General features: G+C 61.1%; 12 protein-coding genes and 4 tRNA genes. 4 read left to right on the top strand and 12 right to left on the bottom strand.

The annotated features are described in order from the left end of the window. Nucleotides 1–28 precede the first annotated feature (28 nt). A complete protein-coding gene (locus tag OX462_RS18085) occupies nucleotides 29–733 on the bottom strand; it encodes an SMI1/KNR4 family protein (RefSeq protein ID WP_409026727.1) in 705 nt (234 codons plus the stop codon). Here OX462_RS18085 and OX462_RS18080 point away from each other — a divergent pair. Together OX462_RS18080 and OX462_RS18075 are read left to right on the top strand one after the other, a co-directional pair. Beyond that, nucleotides 732–893 carry a hypothetical protein gene (locus OX462_RS18080; RefSeq protein WP_409026726.1) on the top strand — a complete coding sequence of 54 codons (162 nt, stop codon included), beginning with the start codon at nucleotides 732–734 and terminating at the stop codon, nucleotides 891–893. The genes OX462_RS18085 and OX462_RS18080 overlap by 2 nt on opposite strands. After that, entirely contained in the window at nucleotides 890–2119 is a 1230-nt protein-coding gene (locus tag OX462_RS18075; RefSeq protein WP_070310499.1) for an MFS transporter, read from the top strand. Before OX462_RS18080 ends, OX462_RS18075 begins: the two co-directional genes overlap by 4 nt. A gap of 173 nt (nucleotides 2120–2292) precedes the next feature. On the opposite strand, the gene phaP is transcribed toward OX462_RS18075, so the two are convergent. The 4 genes from phaP to OX462_RS18055 all read right to left on the bottom strand — a co-directional run bounded on the left by phaP (nucleotide 2293) and on the right by OX462_RS18055 (nucleotide 6002). Next, complete coding sequence (phaP, locus tag OX462_RS18070) at nucleotides 2293–2892, bottom strand: TIGR01841 family phasin (RefSeq protein WP_070310500.1); 600 nt, start codon at nucleotides 2890–2892, stop codon at nucleotides 2293–2295. A 107-nt stretch (nucleotides 2893–2999) separates the two neighbouring features. Next, entirely contained in the window at nucleotides 3000–3194 is a 195-nt protein-coding gene (locus OX462_RS18065) for a hypothetical protein (RefSeq protein WP_409026725.1), read from the bottom strand. A 47-nt stretch (nucleotides 3195–3241) separates the two neighbouring features. Then, a complete protein-coding gene (locus OX462_RS18060) occupies nucleotides 3242–5482 on the bottom strand; it encodes an ATP-binding protein (protein ID WP_409026724.1) in 2241 nt (746 codons plus the stop codon). Nucleotides 5483–5573: 91 nt separating this feature from the next. Beyond that, nucleotides 5574–6002, bottom strand: a complete 429-nt coding sequence (locus tag OX462_RS18055) for a winged helix-turn-helix transcriptional regulator (protein WP_409026723.1) — start codon at nucleotides 6000–6002, stop codon at nucleotides 5574–5576. A 114-nt stretch (nucleotides 6003–6116) separates the two neighbouring features. Here OX462_RS18055 and OX462_RS18050 point away from each other — a divergent pair, with 114 nt between their 5' ends. Beyond that, nucleotides 6117–6968: an SDR family oxidoreductase gene (locus tag OX462_RS18050; protein ID WP_409026722.1), complete on the top strand. Its 852-nt coding sequence runs from the start codon at nucleotides 6117–6119 to the stop codon at nucleotides 6966–6968. Between the two features lie 98 nt (nucleotides 6969–7066). Here OX462_RS18050 and OX462_RS18045 read toward each other — a convergent pair. The 7 genes from OX462_RS18045 to OX462_RS18015 all read right to left on the bottom strand — a co-directional run bounded on the left by OX462_RS18045 (nucleotide 7067) and on the right by OX462_RS18015 (nucleotide 12841). Further along, nucleotides 7067–7151 (bottom strand) — tRNA-Leu (locus tag OX462_RS18045). Between the two features lie 75 nt (nucleotides 7152–7226). After that, nucleotides 7227–7311: transfer RNA gene (locus OX462_RS18040), tRNA-Leu, on the bottom strand. Between the two features lie 187 nt (nucleotides 7312–7498). Beyond that, entirely contained in the window at nucleotides 7499–8563 is a 1065-nt protein-coding gene (locus OX462_RS18035; protein ID WP_409026721.1) for an NF038122 family metalloprotease, read from the bottom strand. 182 nt (nucleotides 8564–8745) lie between these two features. Further along, nucleotides 8746–8830, bottom strand: a tRNA-Leu gene (locus OX462_RS18030). 193 nt (nucleotides 8831–9023) lie between these two features. After that, the gene (locus OX462_RS18025) at nucleotides 9024–11255 is read right to left on the bottom strand and encodes a heparinase II/III domain-containing protein (protein WP_409026720.1); all 2232 of its coding nucleotides are present in this window, start codon (nucleotides 11253–11255) and stop codon (nucleotides 9024–9026) included. Nucleotides 11256–11412: 157 nt separating this feature from the next. Next, nucleotides 11413–12644, bottom strand: a protein-coding gene (locus tag OX462_RS18020) for an IS3 family transposase (RefSeq protein ID WP_254670581.1) whose coding sequence is annotated in 2 segments (ribosomal slippage) — nucleotides 11413–12276 and nucleotides 12279–12644 — 1230 coding nt in all. Because the reading frame shifts where the segments join, the coding sequence is not laid out codon by codon here. 112 nt (nucleotides 12645–12756) lie between these two features. After that, nucleotides 12757–12841: transfer RNA gene (locus OX462_RS18015), tRNA-Leu, on the bottom strand. 408 nt (nucleotides 12842–13249) lie between these two features. Here OX462_RS18015 and rnr point away from each other — a divergent pair. Continuing rightward, a complete protein-coding gene (rnr, locus tag OX462_RS18010) occupies nucleotides 13250–15799 on the top strand; it encodes a ribonuclease R (protein ID WP_409026719.1) in 2550 nt (849 codons plus the stop codon). Nucleotides 15800–15802 lie beyond the last annotated feature (3 nt).

The raw sequence follows: 15802 nt of genomic DNA, 5'->3' as shown, positions 1-15802 counted from the left end.
AGCCGCCGCTTGCCCAGCGATTTTATGCTCAGCCAGCCGCGCTGTAGGCAAAACAGGTATCAAACTTTTCGTAGGGAATCAGTTCGGCGCGCAGGCTGGCCAGTTCGATGTTGGTCAGCAAGCCCCGGTGCGCCTGCTTGCGTCCTTTCGGCAACGCCACCTCGTAATCGAGGATGTCCCTGGCCAGCAAGGTTTGCAGCACGTCGGCTTGCCGCGCCGTCAGGTAGCGCGCATGCGTGCCCAGGGTGTTGGCAAGCTGTTCCCTGAATGCCTCGTCGCTGACCTCGTTATAGGTATCCTGATCCGCCATGCTGTTCAACAACATGTGGAACACGAAATCCTGCAGGTTTTTCGCCAGGTACTGCGCTTCATTCTGGTCATGCCACAGGAGCACGACGGGCATGTCGCCGTCCTGCTGGCCGGAGGCGAAAAAGCAGTAGTGGTCGCCCGCGCCCGTTTGCGCGAACGGGATGAAGCGGAAGGTGGGATCGATCTGCCGGTAATCGTCCGCGTCGCGCAAGGTGTCTGCTTCTTCTGCAACGGCCTTGATATTGAGCAATTCGAAGTCATCGGCATGCAGCAGCAGGGTGGGTTTATCCTTTAATGTGGGATAGACCAGCTTGTACCAGTCGGGCCCGTATTCGCCCACGGCCAGCATGCCGTCGCGCTCGAGCTGCCGGTACAGCGCAGGATAGATAAAGCCGAGTTTGCTTTCAATTTCTGACAGTGTCATGTTTGTCCTGTTCAACGTGGGTCATGGCGGCATGATAGCCGAGGCGATGCCTGGCGCGCTTCATGGCGGCAATGATGGCATGATTAATAGATATTTAAGTTTGCTTGTGTGGCATGGTCAACGTATGCTTGCCAGACTAAAATTCGCTGAGCCCGCATGAAAAACATCATCCTGATTTCCGCCGCCTGCCTGCTGGCGCTGCTGTCGACCATCGGCGCCTCGCTGCCATATCCTATCCTGCCGCCCCTGTTCGCGGCCGAGGCGCCGAACGCCTTCAACAATTTCCTCGGCTTGCCGTCGAAATTGCTGTTCGGCCTGGCGCTGACCATCAACCCGCTGGGCTTGCTGATCGGCTCGGCCCTGCTGGGCCCCTTGTCGGACCGCTACGGCCGCCGCCCCTTGCTGATGCGCACGGCCGTGGGCGCCGCCATCGGCCATGCCATCACGGCCTGGGCGCTGGTGATCCAGTCCTATCCGCTGTTCATCGTCGCCCGTTTCATCACGGGTTTGCTGGAGGGTAACGGCGCCGTGGCGCGCGCCATGCTGGCCGACCAGCTGACGGGAGCGCTGCGCCTGCGCGCCATGTCGTGGCTGAACGGCGCGTTTTACCTGGGCTGGCTGGTGGGTCCGATCCTGGCGGGCGCCACCTTGCATTGGGGCGTGACGGTGCCGTTCTGGATCGCCGCCGCCGCGCTGATGCTCGTCGCCGTGCTGGTGGCCGTCGGCTTGCCGCGCGAAACGCCCTCGCTATTGACGACGTCGTGGTGGCAAGTGGCGCGCGACCGCCATTCGCTCAATTTGCTGCGCCATGAGGAGCTGCGCACCCTGTTCATCGTGCAACTGGCGTTCACCTGCGGCGTGGCCAGTTTTTATGAGTTCTACCCGCTGTGGCTGGTCGAGACGGCCCATTATCATGCTCAGGAGATTGCCTGGGTGAATGTGGGCCTGTGCGGCACGATGACGGTCACGTCCTTGCTGGCGGGCGGTCCCAGCCGCCATGCGCCGCTGCTGCGGGCCTGCTGGTATGCGTGCGGCGTGGCGCTGGCCGTGGGGATATTGGCGCTGGGTAATATCTGGGTGGGCATCGCCGCCATCGTGCTGTTCGGCATTCCGAATGCGCTGTACAACACGGTCATACAGGGCTGGTGCGCCGAGCGCTTCAGTGCGCACGGACAGGGCGCCGTGATGGGCTTGCTGGCCACCACCTTTTGCATCGCCAACATCGTCGTGGCCCTCAGCGGCTCCGTGCTGACCCTGATCGACACGCGGCTGATCCTCGTCGCCGGCGCCTTGTCCGCCGCCTGGGCCGCATGGCGCATGGCGGCCTGGCGCCGCCAGCTGGCCGGAACCGTCGAGGCGAAGGCTCGCCAGGATTTCTGCAGCTAGGCTCAGGCTATTTCTGGGGTGTGGGAGGGGGGGGCGAATACCGGACCCTGCCGGTGAATTCTTGTAGGTCGGGCAGGTCGGATTAGCGCGCAAGCGCGTAATCCGACATCACCATGAGCGCCAGCAGTGCGTCGGATTACGCGCGGCCTTGCCGCGCTAATCCGACCTACGGCTTACTTTTTGGCAGCCTTCGGTTTGGCCGCCGGTGCTGCTTTTTCAGGTGCGGCCGTGGCTTTTTCCGTGGCCTGCGCCACTTGCGCGCTGGCCTTGGCGATCTGCTCTTCCACGGTCTTCACGGCCTGTTTCGTGGCCTTGGTCACTTGCTCGTAGCCGAGGAAGGCGTTGTCGATGGCGGCCTTGACGATGGCGACGGCGTTTTCCGAGCCTGGCGGCACGTTTTTCGTGACGTCGTAGATCAGGGCGCTCAGATTGCTTTTCGCTTCGGCCACATGGGCTTCGGCGGCCGTGGTGAATTCCGTGTGGATTTCCTTGATGATGTCGTCGAGTTGCTGTTTATACGCTTTTGCGCCGGCCACGCCCGGTTGCAGCTGGGCGGCGGCGGCGGCCATGGCGGCCTTCGGATCCTTGGCCTGGCTGATTTCCTTGCCGGCGGCAAGGCCATCCTCGATGCCGGACTTGGCGGTGGCCATGTTCAATGCCAGCACCTGTTCCACGCCTTGCACGGCCTTGGAAGTGAGGGTGTTGAAGGTCATCAGCTGGAATTCAAACAGGGCCTTGGTGGCCGATGCGAATTGTTCGGGATTCGTAAACATGTGGTCTCCTCGGTTTGAATAGATACGTTCTTATCGTTCCATACTCTTTCGACGCCGCATTGCCATCGCTTGATCTCAAGCCGGTGCCCCGTGTGGTCATGGCCCCATTATTTAACAAGCGCCGGTTTTTCGCAACGGCTATCTTTGTACGGTCCCGAGGCCAGTTCCCAGCCAAATCCGAGGGTGGACTGGGCGCACGACAGGGTGCCGTCGATCTTGCTGCGCCATTTGTACCAGGGAGCCGGTCCGGCCGTGGCGTACCCGCAGGCGGCCAGCAGGGCCGTGGCGATCAGGTATTTCATAAGTACTCCGAAAGAAAAGCCTGCCGGCATTGTAGCGTGCCTGCCGTTCAGGGGGCGGGCGATTGCGGCGCCACGGCGGGCAGCTGCAGGGTGAAGGTGGTGCCGCTGGCGTCGCCGATGCTGCTGGTGGCGTCGATATGGCCGCCCAGCACCCCCGTGACGATGTTGTGCGCCACATGCAAGCCCAGGCCCGAACCACCGGAACCGAGCTTGGTCGTGAAGAAAGGGTCGTAGACGTGCACGAGGTCGTCGGCGGCGATGCCCACGCCCGTGTCGGCGATGGACATGGTGATCGTCTTCCCGTCGTCGCTGCCGCGCGCCCTGACGTTTATGGTGCCGCCGCTGCGGCCCTCGAAGGCGTGGCGCAGGCAGTTTTCCAGCAGGTTGCTCAGCACCTGGCCCAGCGGACCGGGATAGCTGTCCATCGCCAGGCCCTCCGGCACGTCCTGCGTCAGGCTCAGGCCGGCGGCCTTGAGCTGCGTGCACAGGGGCAGCATCAGCTCGGCCACGAACTGGCGCAGCAGGAAGTGGCGGCGTTGCGAACTGGCGCGGTCGACGGCGATCTGCTTGAAGCTCGAAACGAGGTCGGCCGCGCGCTGCAGGTTGCGCAGCATGATGGCGTCCGCCTCGCTGGCCTGGGTCAGGTAGGCGCCCAGTTCGGAGCGGCGCAGGCCATCGAGAAAGCTGGCCTGGATTTCGCGCGTGCGTTCGGCCATGGTGGTGGCCACCACCAGACCGTTGCCGATCGGCGTATTGAGTTCATGCGCGATGCCGGCGACGAGCGCACCGAGCGCGGCCAACTTGTCGCGGCGCACCAGTTCTTCCTGCGTGATGGACAGGTTTTCCAGCGCGGCGGCCAACTCGCGGTTCGTCTGCTCCGAATGTTCCTTGGCCTGCGTCAGGGCCGCCGTGCGTTCGGCCACCAGATCTTCCAGGTGGGTGCGGTGGCGTTGCAGCTCGCGTTCATGGCGCATGCGGCCAATCGCGATGCCGGCCAGGTCGGTGGCCGTGTCGATCAGTTCCAGGTCGCGCGCATCGGGCTGGCGTACTTCGCGGTAGTACATGGCGAAGGAACCGAGCACGGCGCCATCCTGGCCGAAAATGGGTTGCGACCAGCACGCGCGCAAGCCGAACGGCGCGGCCAGCTCGCGGTAGGGCGCCCACAGCGGATCGCGCATGATGTCGCTGACCACCACCTGTTCGCGCAGGAACATGGCGGTGCCGCAGGAGCCCACGCCGGGGCCGATGGCCACGCCTTCTAGCAGGGCCATGTACTCGGTCGGCAGGCTGGGACCGGCCGCGCTGTGCATGTGGGTGCCGTCGTCGTCGAGCAGCATGATGGAGCACAGCACGCCGCGCGACTGGCCTTCGATCAAGAGCAGCAGCTGGTTCAGCGTGGGGATCAGGGGCGCGCCCTTGGCGACCATTTCCAGCAGGGCGCTCTGGCCCGAGCGCATCGCTTCGGCGAGGTTGCGTTCGGTCAAGTCGATGATGCGCGCATGCACGAGCTGGCGGCCCGGCACGGACAGGCGCATCAGGCGGATTTCGCAGGCGATCGGGTGGCTGTCGCGGTGGCAGCAGCTGGCGCGGAAGACGACGATCTTGCCTTGCAGGGTATCGCGGATCTTTTCTTCCAGCAGCTGCGGCGAGGCGCGGCCATCGCTCTGATGTTTGGGGAACAGCGGCTCCATGCCGCCTTGCAGCAACTCGGCCAGCGGCATGCCGAACAGTTCTTCGGCCAGATGGTTGGCGTCGATCAGCAACTCGTTGTCGATATCGAACAGCAGCACGGCGTCGGGTGAACCGGCCAATATCGAGTGGTAATTGACTTCCAGCGTTTGCGGATGCACGGGGCGCGGCGGCGTGGCGGCATGCGGCGCGGAAGCTTCGGCCTTGTGCAAGGCCAGTTCCATGAGAATTTTTTCCGCCACGTCGCGCGCATTGAAGGGCATCTTGATGTAGTCGGAAGCGCCGGCGCCCACGCTGCGGCCCTGCTCTTCGGCGCTGGGCGTGGCCGACATCAGCAGCAGGGGCACGCTGTGGCGTCCGCCCGCATTGCGCAGACGCATGCAGGTGGCGCCGATATTCGAGCCCGCCAGAGCCGCGTCGAGCAGGATCAGGTCCGTGCCGCCGGCCGCCAGTTCCACGCCTTCGTCGATATCGCCCGCCAGTCCCGTGCCCAGGTTATGCCGGTCCAGCACATACAGCAGTTCGCGCACTTCGTTCGGCGAATTGCTGACCAGCAGTACATTGGCCCGGTCGGTGATGGAAGAAATCAACTGATTCATGGTGTCGCGCCCTTACGCGGTTCATGGGCCTAGTATTACATCAAGGCAAGTAGGAGTAAACGATAATTCTTGATGATCAAAAGCAATCTGCTCAAGCCGCATTTTGCGCTGGCGGTGCCGCATCCAGGGCCGCGCGCGCCTGTTCGATGCGCGGGTAATTGTCTTCGATCCAGTCGACCAGTACGGCCAGGCGTTCGGCCGCCTCGCGCCCCAGCGGCGTGAGGCTGTATTCCACCTTGGGCGGGATCACCAGATACGCCTGGCGCAGCACGAAGCCGTCGCCCGTCAGCGCTTCCAGGGTTTGCGCCAGCATTTTTTCGCTGACGCCGCCCACTTCGCGGCGCAGTTCGCTAAAGCGCCGCGTGCCGCTCAGCAGCAGTACCAGCACCAGCACGGCCCAGCGGCTGGTCAGGTGGCTGAGCACGGCGCGCGACGGGCAGGTGGCCGCCAGCAGGTGCGCCTCCTGATTCTGGCGGGCGAGAGCGGCGCGCAGGCTGGCGCCGGGAGTGTCTGTGGGCATGATAGTTGGTCTTCAATGTGAGGGTAATCCATACTTACCAAAAGGTACGTACTTACAATAAGTAAGTAATAGTCCTATTATAGGGTTTTACCAGCCACCCTCCAAGGAGAAATCATGATCGTCATCACCGGCGCCACAGGCAATCTGGGCCAGCACGTCATTGCCAGCCTGCTCGCATCCGTTCCCGCAGCCAATATCATTGCCGCCGTGCGCAACCCGACCAAGGCCGCCGGCCTGGCCGCCCGGGGCGTGCAGGTACGCCAGGCCGATTACAACGACGGCGCCAGTCTCGATGCGGCCTTCAAGGGCGCAACGAAAATCTTGCTGATTTCGTCGAGCGAAGTGGGCCAGCGCGCGCAGCAGCACCAGAACGTCATCGATGCGGCCAGGCGCGCCGGCGTTTCCCTGCTGGCCTATACCAGTGTCTTGCGCGCCGATACGTCGCCGCTGGGCCTGGCCGCCGAGCACGTGATCACGGAAGCGGCCATCCGCGCGTCGGGCCTGCCGTACACGTTCCTGCGCAACGGCTGGTATCTGGAAAACCATACGGAACACCTGGCACCCGTGCTCGAGCATGGCGTCGTGCTGGGCGCGGCGCAAGACGGCCGTTTCTCGTCCGCCGCGCGCGCTGATTATGCGGCGGCCGCCGCGGCCGTGCTGACGGCGGCCCAGCCGCAAGCCATCTATGAACTGGCCGGCGACCATGGCTTTACCCTTGCCGAGTATGCGGCCGAAGTGGCGCGCCAGTCGGGCAAGGCGATCGTCTATAAAGACTTGCCGCAGGCGGACTTCAAGGCGGCGCTGGTGAGCGTGGGCGTGCCGGAAGGCTTTGCGGATCTGCTGGCCGATTCCGATGCGGGCGCGGCCAAGGGCGCCCTGGAAGACCACGGCAAGCAATTGAGCGCGCTGATTGGCCGTCCGACGACGACCTTGCTTGACGCCGTGAAGGCGGCGCTGGCCAAATAAGGGGAGGGTGCCGCAGGTTGGGAATACCGCGCGGCATTCTGAAATGAAAAGAGCCGCAAACTCGTGAAAGTTTGCGGCTCTTTTGCGAATTTTGGTAATGGTGCCCACGAAGGGACTCGAACCCCTACACCCGAAGGCACATGGACCTGAACCATGCGCGTCTACCAATTCCGCCACGTGGGCACTGATGCTGCTTGTTGCTTACTGCTGTATCTCACTACTGTACTGCGGACTACAACGAAAACAACTCGTTGCTGGTGGTGCCCACGAAGGGACTCGAACCCCTACACCCGAAGGCACATGGACCTGAACCATGCGCGTCTACCAATTCCGCCACGTGGGCATTGTGCTGCGTTTTGCTGCTGCTTGCTGTCTGCTGCGTGTTCTGCAGCGACGGACAAAATAATAAGGGTTGGCGGCGATTCGGTCAATGAACATTTTGCTCTTTTCTTCAAGAAACCCTCTTTTCCACTGAAAAAAGGGTTTTCCATATGAGAAATGGCGTAAAACTGCCTGTTTTTTCAGCGTAGTCAGCGTCGTTGCTGCCATGCCAGCAGCATCAGTGCCAGACATAACAGCGGGAAGGTGCCCGGCGCCGGGATGGCGTTCGGGGCGATATCCCAGCCGATGGCATCGAGGGCGATCAAGTCGTTCCAGCGCAGGCGCAATAATTCGCCGTATGCCACCGCCGGGTCCATGATGCCCAGGTGTAACTTGTCGCGCCAGTGGCTGGCCTGGTCGCCGTCGCCGTGAAAGCTGCCGTTGGCAAACAGCGGACCGCGCGTCGCGCCGCCATCGAGCGAGAAATACTTGTCGCGGTTGTCGGCCGTCCAGTCGATCACGCCGGCCGCGGCGCTTTCTGCCGAGTAGCGGAACAAGTCCAGTCCCGAGACGTAGGTAAATTCCGTGTCGTCATAGGGGCCGCCCAGCGGCGGCGAGTTGTAGTCGAGGATATCCACGCCGCTGAGAAAGCCCAGTGCGTGGCCGATTTCATGCATGGCCACGCCGATGAAGTCGATGCTGTGGGCGCCGATGCCATTGCCGGGATCGAAATCGAAGTTGAAATCGCTGTTGAACTGGATGAAGCCGTCGCAATTGCCGATGCAGCCGTCCAGCGATTGGGGCGGCGGAGCCAGGCCGACGGCCTTGGCTTCGGCATTGCTCAGTGATAAATACTGATTGTTGGCGTCGCCATTGTTGTCGAGATAGGGCAGGGCGCTGCCGGGTCCGTTGGGGCTGTTGGCCGTGCGGTTGATCAGCATGCCGAAGCTGTCGCCGCCGGGCAGGTGCGCCAACGCCCGCTGGTCGATGGTGGACGTGGCGTCGGCGGCCAGGGCGCCGCGAAAGTCGCTGTAGCGGTAAAACGCTTCCGACGAGCCCGTTTGCCCCAGGATGTTGCCGCCCAGCGAATTGAAGCCCACCGTCAGCTCGATGGTGACATTGTCTTTCAGGACGCGCGACCAGCGCGCGGCCGCCGCCTGGAATCCCTGCTGCGCCTGCAGCGAAGTGCCGGGTACGTATTGCAGATTGAACAGGGGCGAGGCGATAGTGCTGATAGGTAACATCAAGGCGAGGACGGCGACGAGGCTTTTCATGGCGGCGCTCCAGCAATGGCGATGCCATCGTGCAGGCAAGAAGCGTGCTCACTCGTAAAATCAAGGACTTGGCGCGTGCGCAGCCGTCACCTGTCAAGAATGCCGACAGGGTTTGCTGAGGCTGGAAATGAAAAAAGCCGCAAACTCGTGAAAGTTTGCGGCTCTTTTGCGAATTTTGGTAATGGTGCCCACGAAGGGACTCGAACCCCTACACCCGAAGGCACATGGACCTGAACCATGCGCGTCTACCAATTCCGCCACGTGGGCACTGATGCTGCTTTGCTGCTTGTCGCTGCGTGTTCTGCAGCGAGGACAAAATCATAAGGGCTGGCGCGCATTCGGTCAATCAACATTTTGTACTTTTCTTCAAGAAATACCCTTTTCACCTGAAAAAAGGCATTTCCCTAGGAGCGGAGGATGGATGCAGCTGTTTTTTTAGCAAAAAACAGGCGTTTGGCGCTTATTGGGGCAGGGTGATGGTTTGCGTGCCTATCTGCAGCAAGCGTCCGCCAGACACCGGCTGCAATGAAGTTGGCACCGATTTGCAGCCGATATCGAGCACGATCAGGAACTCTGCCGCCATGGCCGGGCTGGTCTTGACGTAGGCGGCATGCTGCTGGCTGGCTTCGAGGGGCGGATTGGGGGCGCTAAAGCCGGACAATTGCTCCTCGTCTGGCCGTAGTGATTGCAGGCAAAGTGATGCCGTGCCATTTTCTATGCTGGCTCGGCCATTCGGGTAAAGGTACAAGGTATTGAGTGCATGGATGTTCCATTCGAAAGTGCGGGCCGTCGCGGAGGTCAGCTTGTCGAGCACTACCACCACGTCATTCTGGCGCGAGTACCATACCTGGCGCCTGGCCAGGCTCAGGTCGTTGCTGTAGGCGGCGCTGGCATCGCCTTCCACATAGTCGAGGTCCGTACCGTGCGTGAAGGCCGTGATCTTGCCGTTTTTGTAGCGCGTCTCGTAATGGCCTTCGACGAGTTGGCCTTTTCCTCCATCAAATGTGATGGCGTTATGCGCGCGCGACTGGCGGTACCAGCTTTTCGAGAGCGGCGATGCATAGTAGTCCTGGTAGCCGGCTTCGATCAGCAGTGGTTTGTTGCCGCTGTTGATGACCAGGCTGTTTTGATCGCCGTGGCTGTGATTGAAGGCTCCAAACGGACTCGATTTGAAGTAGACGGAAGTGCGGGCAGCATTGCTGATGTCGCTATGCATGGCCGCCCAGCCAATGCTGGGAAAGAGCATGGCGTTGGGCGGTGCTTCGGGTGCGACCGTATCGGCGGGAAGCGGGTAGGGCGCCTGCAGCAGGGTGATGGGATTTTCTTGTGCGCCTGGCTGGTTGCTGTACCAGGCGGCCGCTGGCGTGGCTTGCCGTGCTACATATGCCTTCAGGAGTGCCGGGTCCGGTTTGCTTTCATGGACATCGCCGAAGACATGGCGCGGTGCGTTCGGTGGAATGAACTGCATGAAATAATTGGAGAATCCCGCCGTCCAGGGTTTGTTGAACAGGCTGACGCCAGTGGCTTCGGCCAGCGGCTGCCATAATTGCATTTGCATGTCGGTGGTGTACTGGCCATACGCCGAGCCGTTGGCAAAGCCGCCTTCCGGGCCACTCCAGACGTGGACGATATGCATGTACGAGCGCACGGCGAAGTTGAACCAGGCTTGCGCTTCCGGTCTGGCATCGAGCAGCAGGGTTGAGGTGGCGGCAAGGTAACCGAGCGCCTCGACGCCGTGCGAGTCCATGGGGGACTGGTCCAGACGTCCGCCGGCGATGGACAGGTCCGCATAAATCGGTGTCAGCCGCTGCGCGGCGACCGACAGCCAGTGCGCGCGGCGAGGTGCGTCCAGATCCAGCCACAGAAAATCGGCGCCCTTCGCAAGTACCAGGGCAATCATGCGCGCGACCTGATCCTGCGCCTTATAGCTGGTGGGGCCCTCCGGATTCAGCGCGGCCAACTGGTCGCCGCGCAGTATGGCTTCGTCCAGATATCTGCGTTCCTGTGTCAGGCGAAACAGGAGGGCGGCCGCTTCCATCTGCCGGATTACGGCGCCGGCGGCATTGGCAATGCGGTTGTACTGGCCGCTATCGTTGGGCTGGGTCCACAGGCCATCGTGGACGCTGGCCACGGCGGTGGTATTCAGATTGACCTCACTCACGAGGCGGTTCAGGAAGGGGCGCCGTTTGCTGTTCATGGCGGCATCCCAGGCGCTTGCTTGCGCAAAGGAGGCTGGCAACTGGCGCGGGCGCGGGTGGGCTCGCACGGTGGCCGCCAGCTCGGACGATTCGGGAACGACAAAAGTGCGTGAATTGCTGTCGATGGTAAATGGCCGCTTATTGGACCAGTCGGGGGACGTCGAGAGAGGGCTCACGCGCCATTCATAATTGCCTGGCGGCAGTGCGCTTGACGGCAGCAGGAAGTTGCGCGAAACGGTGTGGGTGCTTGCTGTGCCCTCAGCCGGCAAAATCTCCACGACATATTGCGCGGGATAGCTGGCATGGCGCGGCCAGGCAAAGGAAGGGGGATTTTGCACCTGCAAAGTCACCTGTTCGGGCGCCGGTTTGACGATTTCGGGGCTGCTGGAACGGGTGCTCACCCAGTCGGTCGCCTGGCTGGTGCCAGCGCCGAGGCTTAATGCGATGAGGCTGCTGAAAAGAATCCGTTTGTGTTTGCCGGGCCTGCATGTCATGACGTCTCTCCGTAATGCTGTTGCCAGTCACGCGCGATGCGTGGCATGTGGGAGATGTCAATATACTATTGAATGGAATGCAAATATTCTTTTTTGATAATTATTTGGCGTTCGATGTGCTGCATCGGTGTCCAGTCCTAAAATAGGTTGACAGTATTTATTGCTGCACAAACGCCCGATGCACCGCATCGGGCGTTTTGTACTTCAAGGCCGTATGTGGTCGTTCCTGGTTGTATATCCGCACCGATTGCGCCACCATTTTGCTCGCCTGTTTCAGGTCTGCAGGTCGATTCAGCAAGAACTCGCCTTTCAGAATGCCGTTGATACGTTCGGCCAGCGCATTCTGATAGCAGTCGTAGCCGTCGGTCATGGAGCAAGTCAGTCCATGACGACGATGAATTTCTTGATAGTAAGTCGAGCAGTACTGGATGCCCCTGTCTGAATGATGGATCAGCGGCGTCTTGCGCTGTCGTGCTCGCAGGGCCATCTTCAAGGCCTCGCTGACCTCTTCGGTTTGCAGGCTTGCGTGCACGTGATAGCCCACGATCTTGCGCGAATACGCATCCGTTACCAAGCTCAGATAGACGAATTTTCCGGCGGTCGGGAGATACGTGATATCGGCTACCCACACCTGCTCCGGCCGCGTGGCGAGCACTTGTCCCGGCCCCTCCCTGAGTAAATTGGGATGGCGCCGGAAGCGGTGATGGCTATTCGTGGTCTTATGATAGGCCCGCTGTGGTTGCACCAGCAGCCGCTCCTGGCGCAAGATATCAAAGAGTCCATCGCGTCCCAATTTGATTTTTGCACCGGAAAAGGCTGCACCGAGCATGCTGTGCAGCTTGCGCGTGCCGATGCGTGGCTGGCGCAGGCGTATCGGCTGCACCAGCTTGACGACAGTTTGCGCCCTGTCCAGGCAATGTCGCTCGCGCTGACGGCGCTGGTAATACGCTTGGCGGCTGATGCCGACACAGCGGCAGGCCCGTTCGACGCTTAATCCTTCGACTTGCTTGCGCGCGATGACCTGCCCAAAGGCTTTTTTACCGGCACCCCGTATTCGTCACGCAGAACGTCGAGAACCGCCTCGAACAGCGCGGATTTCTGTTTTTCTTCCTTGAGCTGACGCTCCAGCTCCTTGATGCGCTGCTCTGGCGTCAGTGGCCTGGCTGGTGTGTCTGTCATGGTCGCTCTCCGTTGGCTTCGGCCCCTGGGATGCGTCCAATCCTGCAGGCCGTGTTTGCGACACCATACCAAAACTGTCGACCGACCCTGTATTCCGTAGCGCGTTTGCGCCTGCTTGTACGTCATCTCGCCTTTTTCAACCTGCTCGACAACGCTCAATTTAAAAGCCAGGCTGTAATCTCGCTGACTGCGTCGAAACCCTTGTTCCATCGGACACTCCTTCTCTGTAACGAAAAAGTGTCAACTTATTCCAGGATGGGTCACGGAAATGAAAAAAGCCGCAAACTCGTGAAAGTTTGCGGCTTTTTTGCGAATTAGGTAATGGTGCCCACGAAGGGACTCGAACCCCTACACCCGAAGGCACATGGACCTGAACCATGCGCGTCTACCAATTCCGCCACGTGGGCACTGATGCTGCTGTGACTTATTACTTTACTGCTCGAGTACTTGTTGCAAAATAACTTTACAGCAATTCTGCTATTATAGCGACTTGAAGAGTTTTGCGCCAGATGAGCTTTCGCTCCATACTGCACATCAACCCTGTACCGCTTTCCTGCAACTGCATTCCCGTGAAGGTTTGTTGCTGCAAGAGACCGAGATTATAGAGCAATATTTGCCGAAGTCAAATGCATTGCGCAGCTTTTCTCCTTTTTTTCATCGGCGGGGCACTTGTTCGGTTTCCGCTACGCTGTGCGTTAGGCAAACCAAGGCGTCCTCCGGTACACTACCGCACATCACCGTGTCAATATTGACGGTGATGTCATCGGTCTTTGTCTTCCGTTTGATCACTGTCAATAACAACTATAGAAATACTTTTGAGCCAAAATACCCACACCATCCCCAGCCGGGAGGACATTCTCGGCATATTCCGCAGCGTCAACGCGCCTCTCGACCCGCAGTCTCTCGGGAAAACGCTGCAAGTGCATGCCGATTCCATGGATGTCCTGGTCCGTCGCCTGAAGGCGATGGAGCGCGACGGCCAGCTCAAGTCTGACGCCAGCGGTGTTTTCAGCCTGGCCGACCAGAGCGCGCTTGTCGCCGGTCGCGTCATGAGCCACCGCGACGGCTTCGGTTTCGTCATTCCCGACGACGCCAGCGCCGACCTGTTCCTGCCAGAGAAAGAAATGCAGAAAGTTCTGCATGGCGACAAGGTCATGGCCCGCATCGTCGGCACGGACCGCCGCGGCCGCCCGGAAGGCACGATCGTTGAAGTCACGCAGCGCGCCAATACCCACGTCATCGGCCGCCTGATCCAGGAAAACGGCACCTGGGTCGTGGCGCCGGAAGACCAGCGCATCGGCCAGGACATTCTCGTCACCGGTTCGGTGGGCAAGGCGAAGGCCGGCCAGATCGTCAGCGTCGAGCTGACCGAGCAACCGATGCGCTTCAAGCAGCCGGTCGGCAAGATCGTCGAAGTGCTGGGCGCCCTGGATGATCCCGGCATGGAAATTGAAATTGCCGTGCGTAAATTCAACGTGCCGCACATCTTTTCCGCCGCCGCCTTGAAACAGGCGGAAAAACTGCCGTTCGAAGTGCGCGCCGCCGATCTGAAAGACCGCGTCGACCTGCGCGACGTGCCGCTCGTCACCATCGACGGCGAAGACGCGCGCGATTTCGACGATGCCGTGTATTGCGAACCCGTCAAGATCGGCCGCGCCAACTGCTTCCGCCTGATCGTGGCGATTGCCGACGTCAGCCATTACGTGAAACCGAACGACGCGCTCGATATCGACGCGCTCGAACGCAGCACGTCCGTCTACTTCCCGCGCCGCGTGATCCCGATGCTGCCGGAAAAACTGTCGAATGGCCTGTGTTCGCTGAACCCGGCCGTCGACCGTTTGACCCTCGTCTGCGACGCCGTCGTCAGCGACAAGGGCGAACTGAAGGCCTACCAGTTCTACCCGGCCGTGATCCATTCGGCCGCGCGCCTGACGTACGACGAAGTCGCTGCCGTGCTGGGCAACACCAAGGGACCCGAAGCGGCACGCCGCGCGGACATCCTGCCGCACCTGCAGAACCTGGAAGCCGTCTACCGCGCCTTGCTGAAAGCACGCACGGAGCGGGGCGCCATCGATTTCGAGACGACGGAAACGTATATCGTCTGCAATAGCGCGGGCAAGATCGAAAAGATCATCCCCCGCACGCGCAACGAAGCGCACAAGATCATCGAAGAGTGCATGCTGGCGGCCAACGTCTGCGCAGCCGATTTGTTGCTGCGTAACAAGCATCCAGGCACCTACCGCATCCACGCCAGCCCGACCAAGGAAAAGCTCACGCAAGTGCGTACTTTCCTGAAACAGGTTGGCTTGAACCTGACGGGCGGCGACACGCCGTCGGCATCCGATTACCAGACCCTGATGCAGCAGATCAAGCAGCGTCCCGATGCGGCTCTGCTGCAAACGATGCTGCTGCGCTCGATGCAGCAAGCCGTCTACAGCCCGGACAATATCGGTCACTTCGGCCTGGCCTACGAGGCGTATGCCCACTTCACCAGCCCGATCCGCCGCTATCCCGACCTGCTGACGCACCGCGCCATCAAGGCCATCCTGCAAGGCAAGAAATACGAGCCGAAACTGTCCGACAAGGTCGTGCTGAACACGAATGTGTCGAACGCCACGCGCAAGCAGCAGGCCAAGGACAAGGCCGACGGCAAGCCGAAGAAGACGGACCTGACCATCTGGGACGCGCTGGGCGTGCATTGCTCGGCCAACGAGCGCCGCGCCGATGAAGCGTCGCGCGACGTGGAAGCCTGGCTCAAGTGCTACTTCATGCAAGACAAATTGGGCGAGGAGTTCACCGGCACCATCACCGGCGTGACCACCTTCGGCGTGTTCGTGCAACTCGACACCCTGTTTGTCGAAGGCCTGGTGCACGTCACCGAGCTGGGCACCGACTACTTCCAGTACGACGATGCGCGCCATGAATTGCGCGGCGAACGCACGGGCAAGCGCTACCAGCTGACCGACCGTCTGACGGTGCAAGTGGCGCGTGTCGACCTGGAAACGCGCAAGATCGATCTGCGTCTGGTGACCGATGCGGAACTGGCGGGCGACGAAGCGCCGGCCAAGCAGTCTGGCGGCAAGCGCAAGGGCGAAAAGAAGTCGATGGTCAAGCCCGGTCCCGCGACCGAGCAGCGCCATGAAATCAAGGCCAGCGGCAACAACGGCGGCAAATCCGGCAATGGTTCCGGCGGCCGTGCCAATGGCGCCAAACCTGCCGCCAAGGCGCAAGCCAAGGCAGCGCCGCAAGCAGCAGCCCCCAAGGCCGCCGCGCCGAAGCGCAGCAAGAAACCAGCCGCGGCACCCGCTGCGGCGGCACCACGAGCAGCAAAAACTGTATCAAAATCAAGCAAGAACAAGCGATAAAAG

The sequence above is a fragment of the Janthinobacterium aestuarii genome, from assembly GCF_046113285.1.
GTDB lineage: Bacteria > Pseudomonadota > Gammaproteobacteria > Burkholderiales > Burkholderiaceae_D > Janthinobacterium.
The sequence above is the reverse complement of the archived record's forward strand: the minus strand, read 5'-3'. Positions and strand labels throughout refer to the sequence as shown.

Excerpts from the sequence above, each read along its gene's own strand:
- OX462_RS18080 (WP_409026726.1), top strand. The coding sequence starts at position 732 with ATGTTTGTCCTGTTCAACGTGGGTCATGGCGGCATGATAGCCGAGGCG.
- OX462_RS18085 (WP_409026727.1), bottom strand. The coding sequence starts at position 733 with ATGACACTGTCAGAAATTGAAAGCAAACTCGGCTTTATCTATCCTGCG.
- OX462_RS18075 (WP_070310499.1), top strand. The coding sequence starts at position 890 with ATGAAAAACATCATCCTGATTTCCGCCGCCTGCCTGCTGGCGCTGCTG.
- phaP (WP_070310500.1), bottom strand. The coding sequence starts at position 2,892 with ATGTTTACGAATCCCGAACAATTCGCATCGGCCACCAAGGCCCTGTTT.
- OX462_RS18065 (WP_409026725.1), bottom strand. The coding sequence starts at position 3,194 with ATGAAATACCTGATCGCCACGGCCCTGCTGGCCGCCTGCGGGTACGCC.
- OX462_RS18060 (WP_409026724.1), bottom strand. The coding sequence starts at position 5,482 with ATGAATCAGTTGATTTCTTCCATCACCGACCGGGCCAATGTACTGCTG.
- OX462_RS18055 (WP_409026723.1), bottom strand. The coding sequence starts at position 6,002 with ATGCCCACAGACACTCCCGGCGCCAGCCTGCGCGCCGCTCTCGCCCGC.
- OX462_RS18050 (WP_409026722.1), top strand. The coding sequence starts at position 6,117 with ATGATCGTCATCACCGGCGCCACAGGCAATCTGGGCCAGCACGTCATT.
- OX462_RS18035 (WP_409026721.1), bottom strand. The coding sequence starts at position 8,563 with ATGAAAAGCCTCGTCGCCGTCCTCGCCTTGATGTTACCTATCAGCACT.
- OX462_RS18025 (WP_409026720.1), bottom strand. The coding sequence starts at position 11,255 with ATGACATGCAGGCCCGGCAAACACAAACGGATTCTTTTCAGCAGCCTC.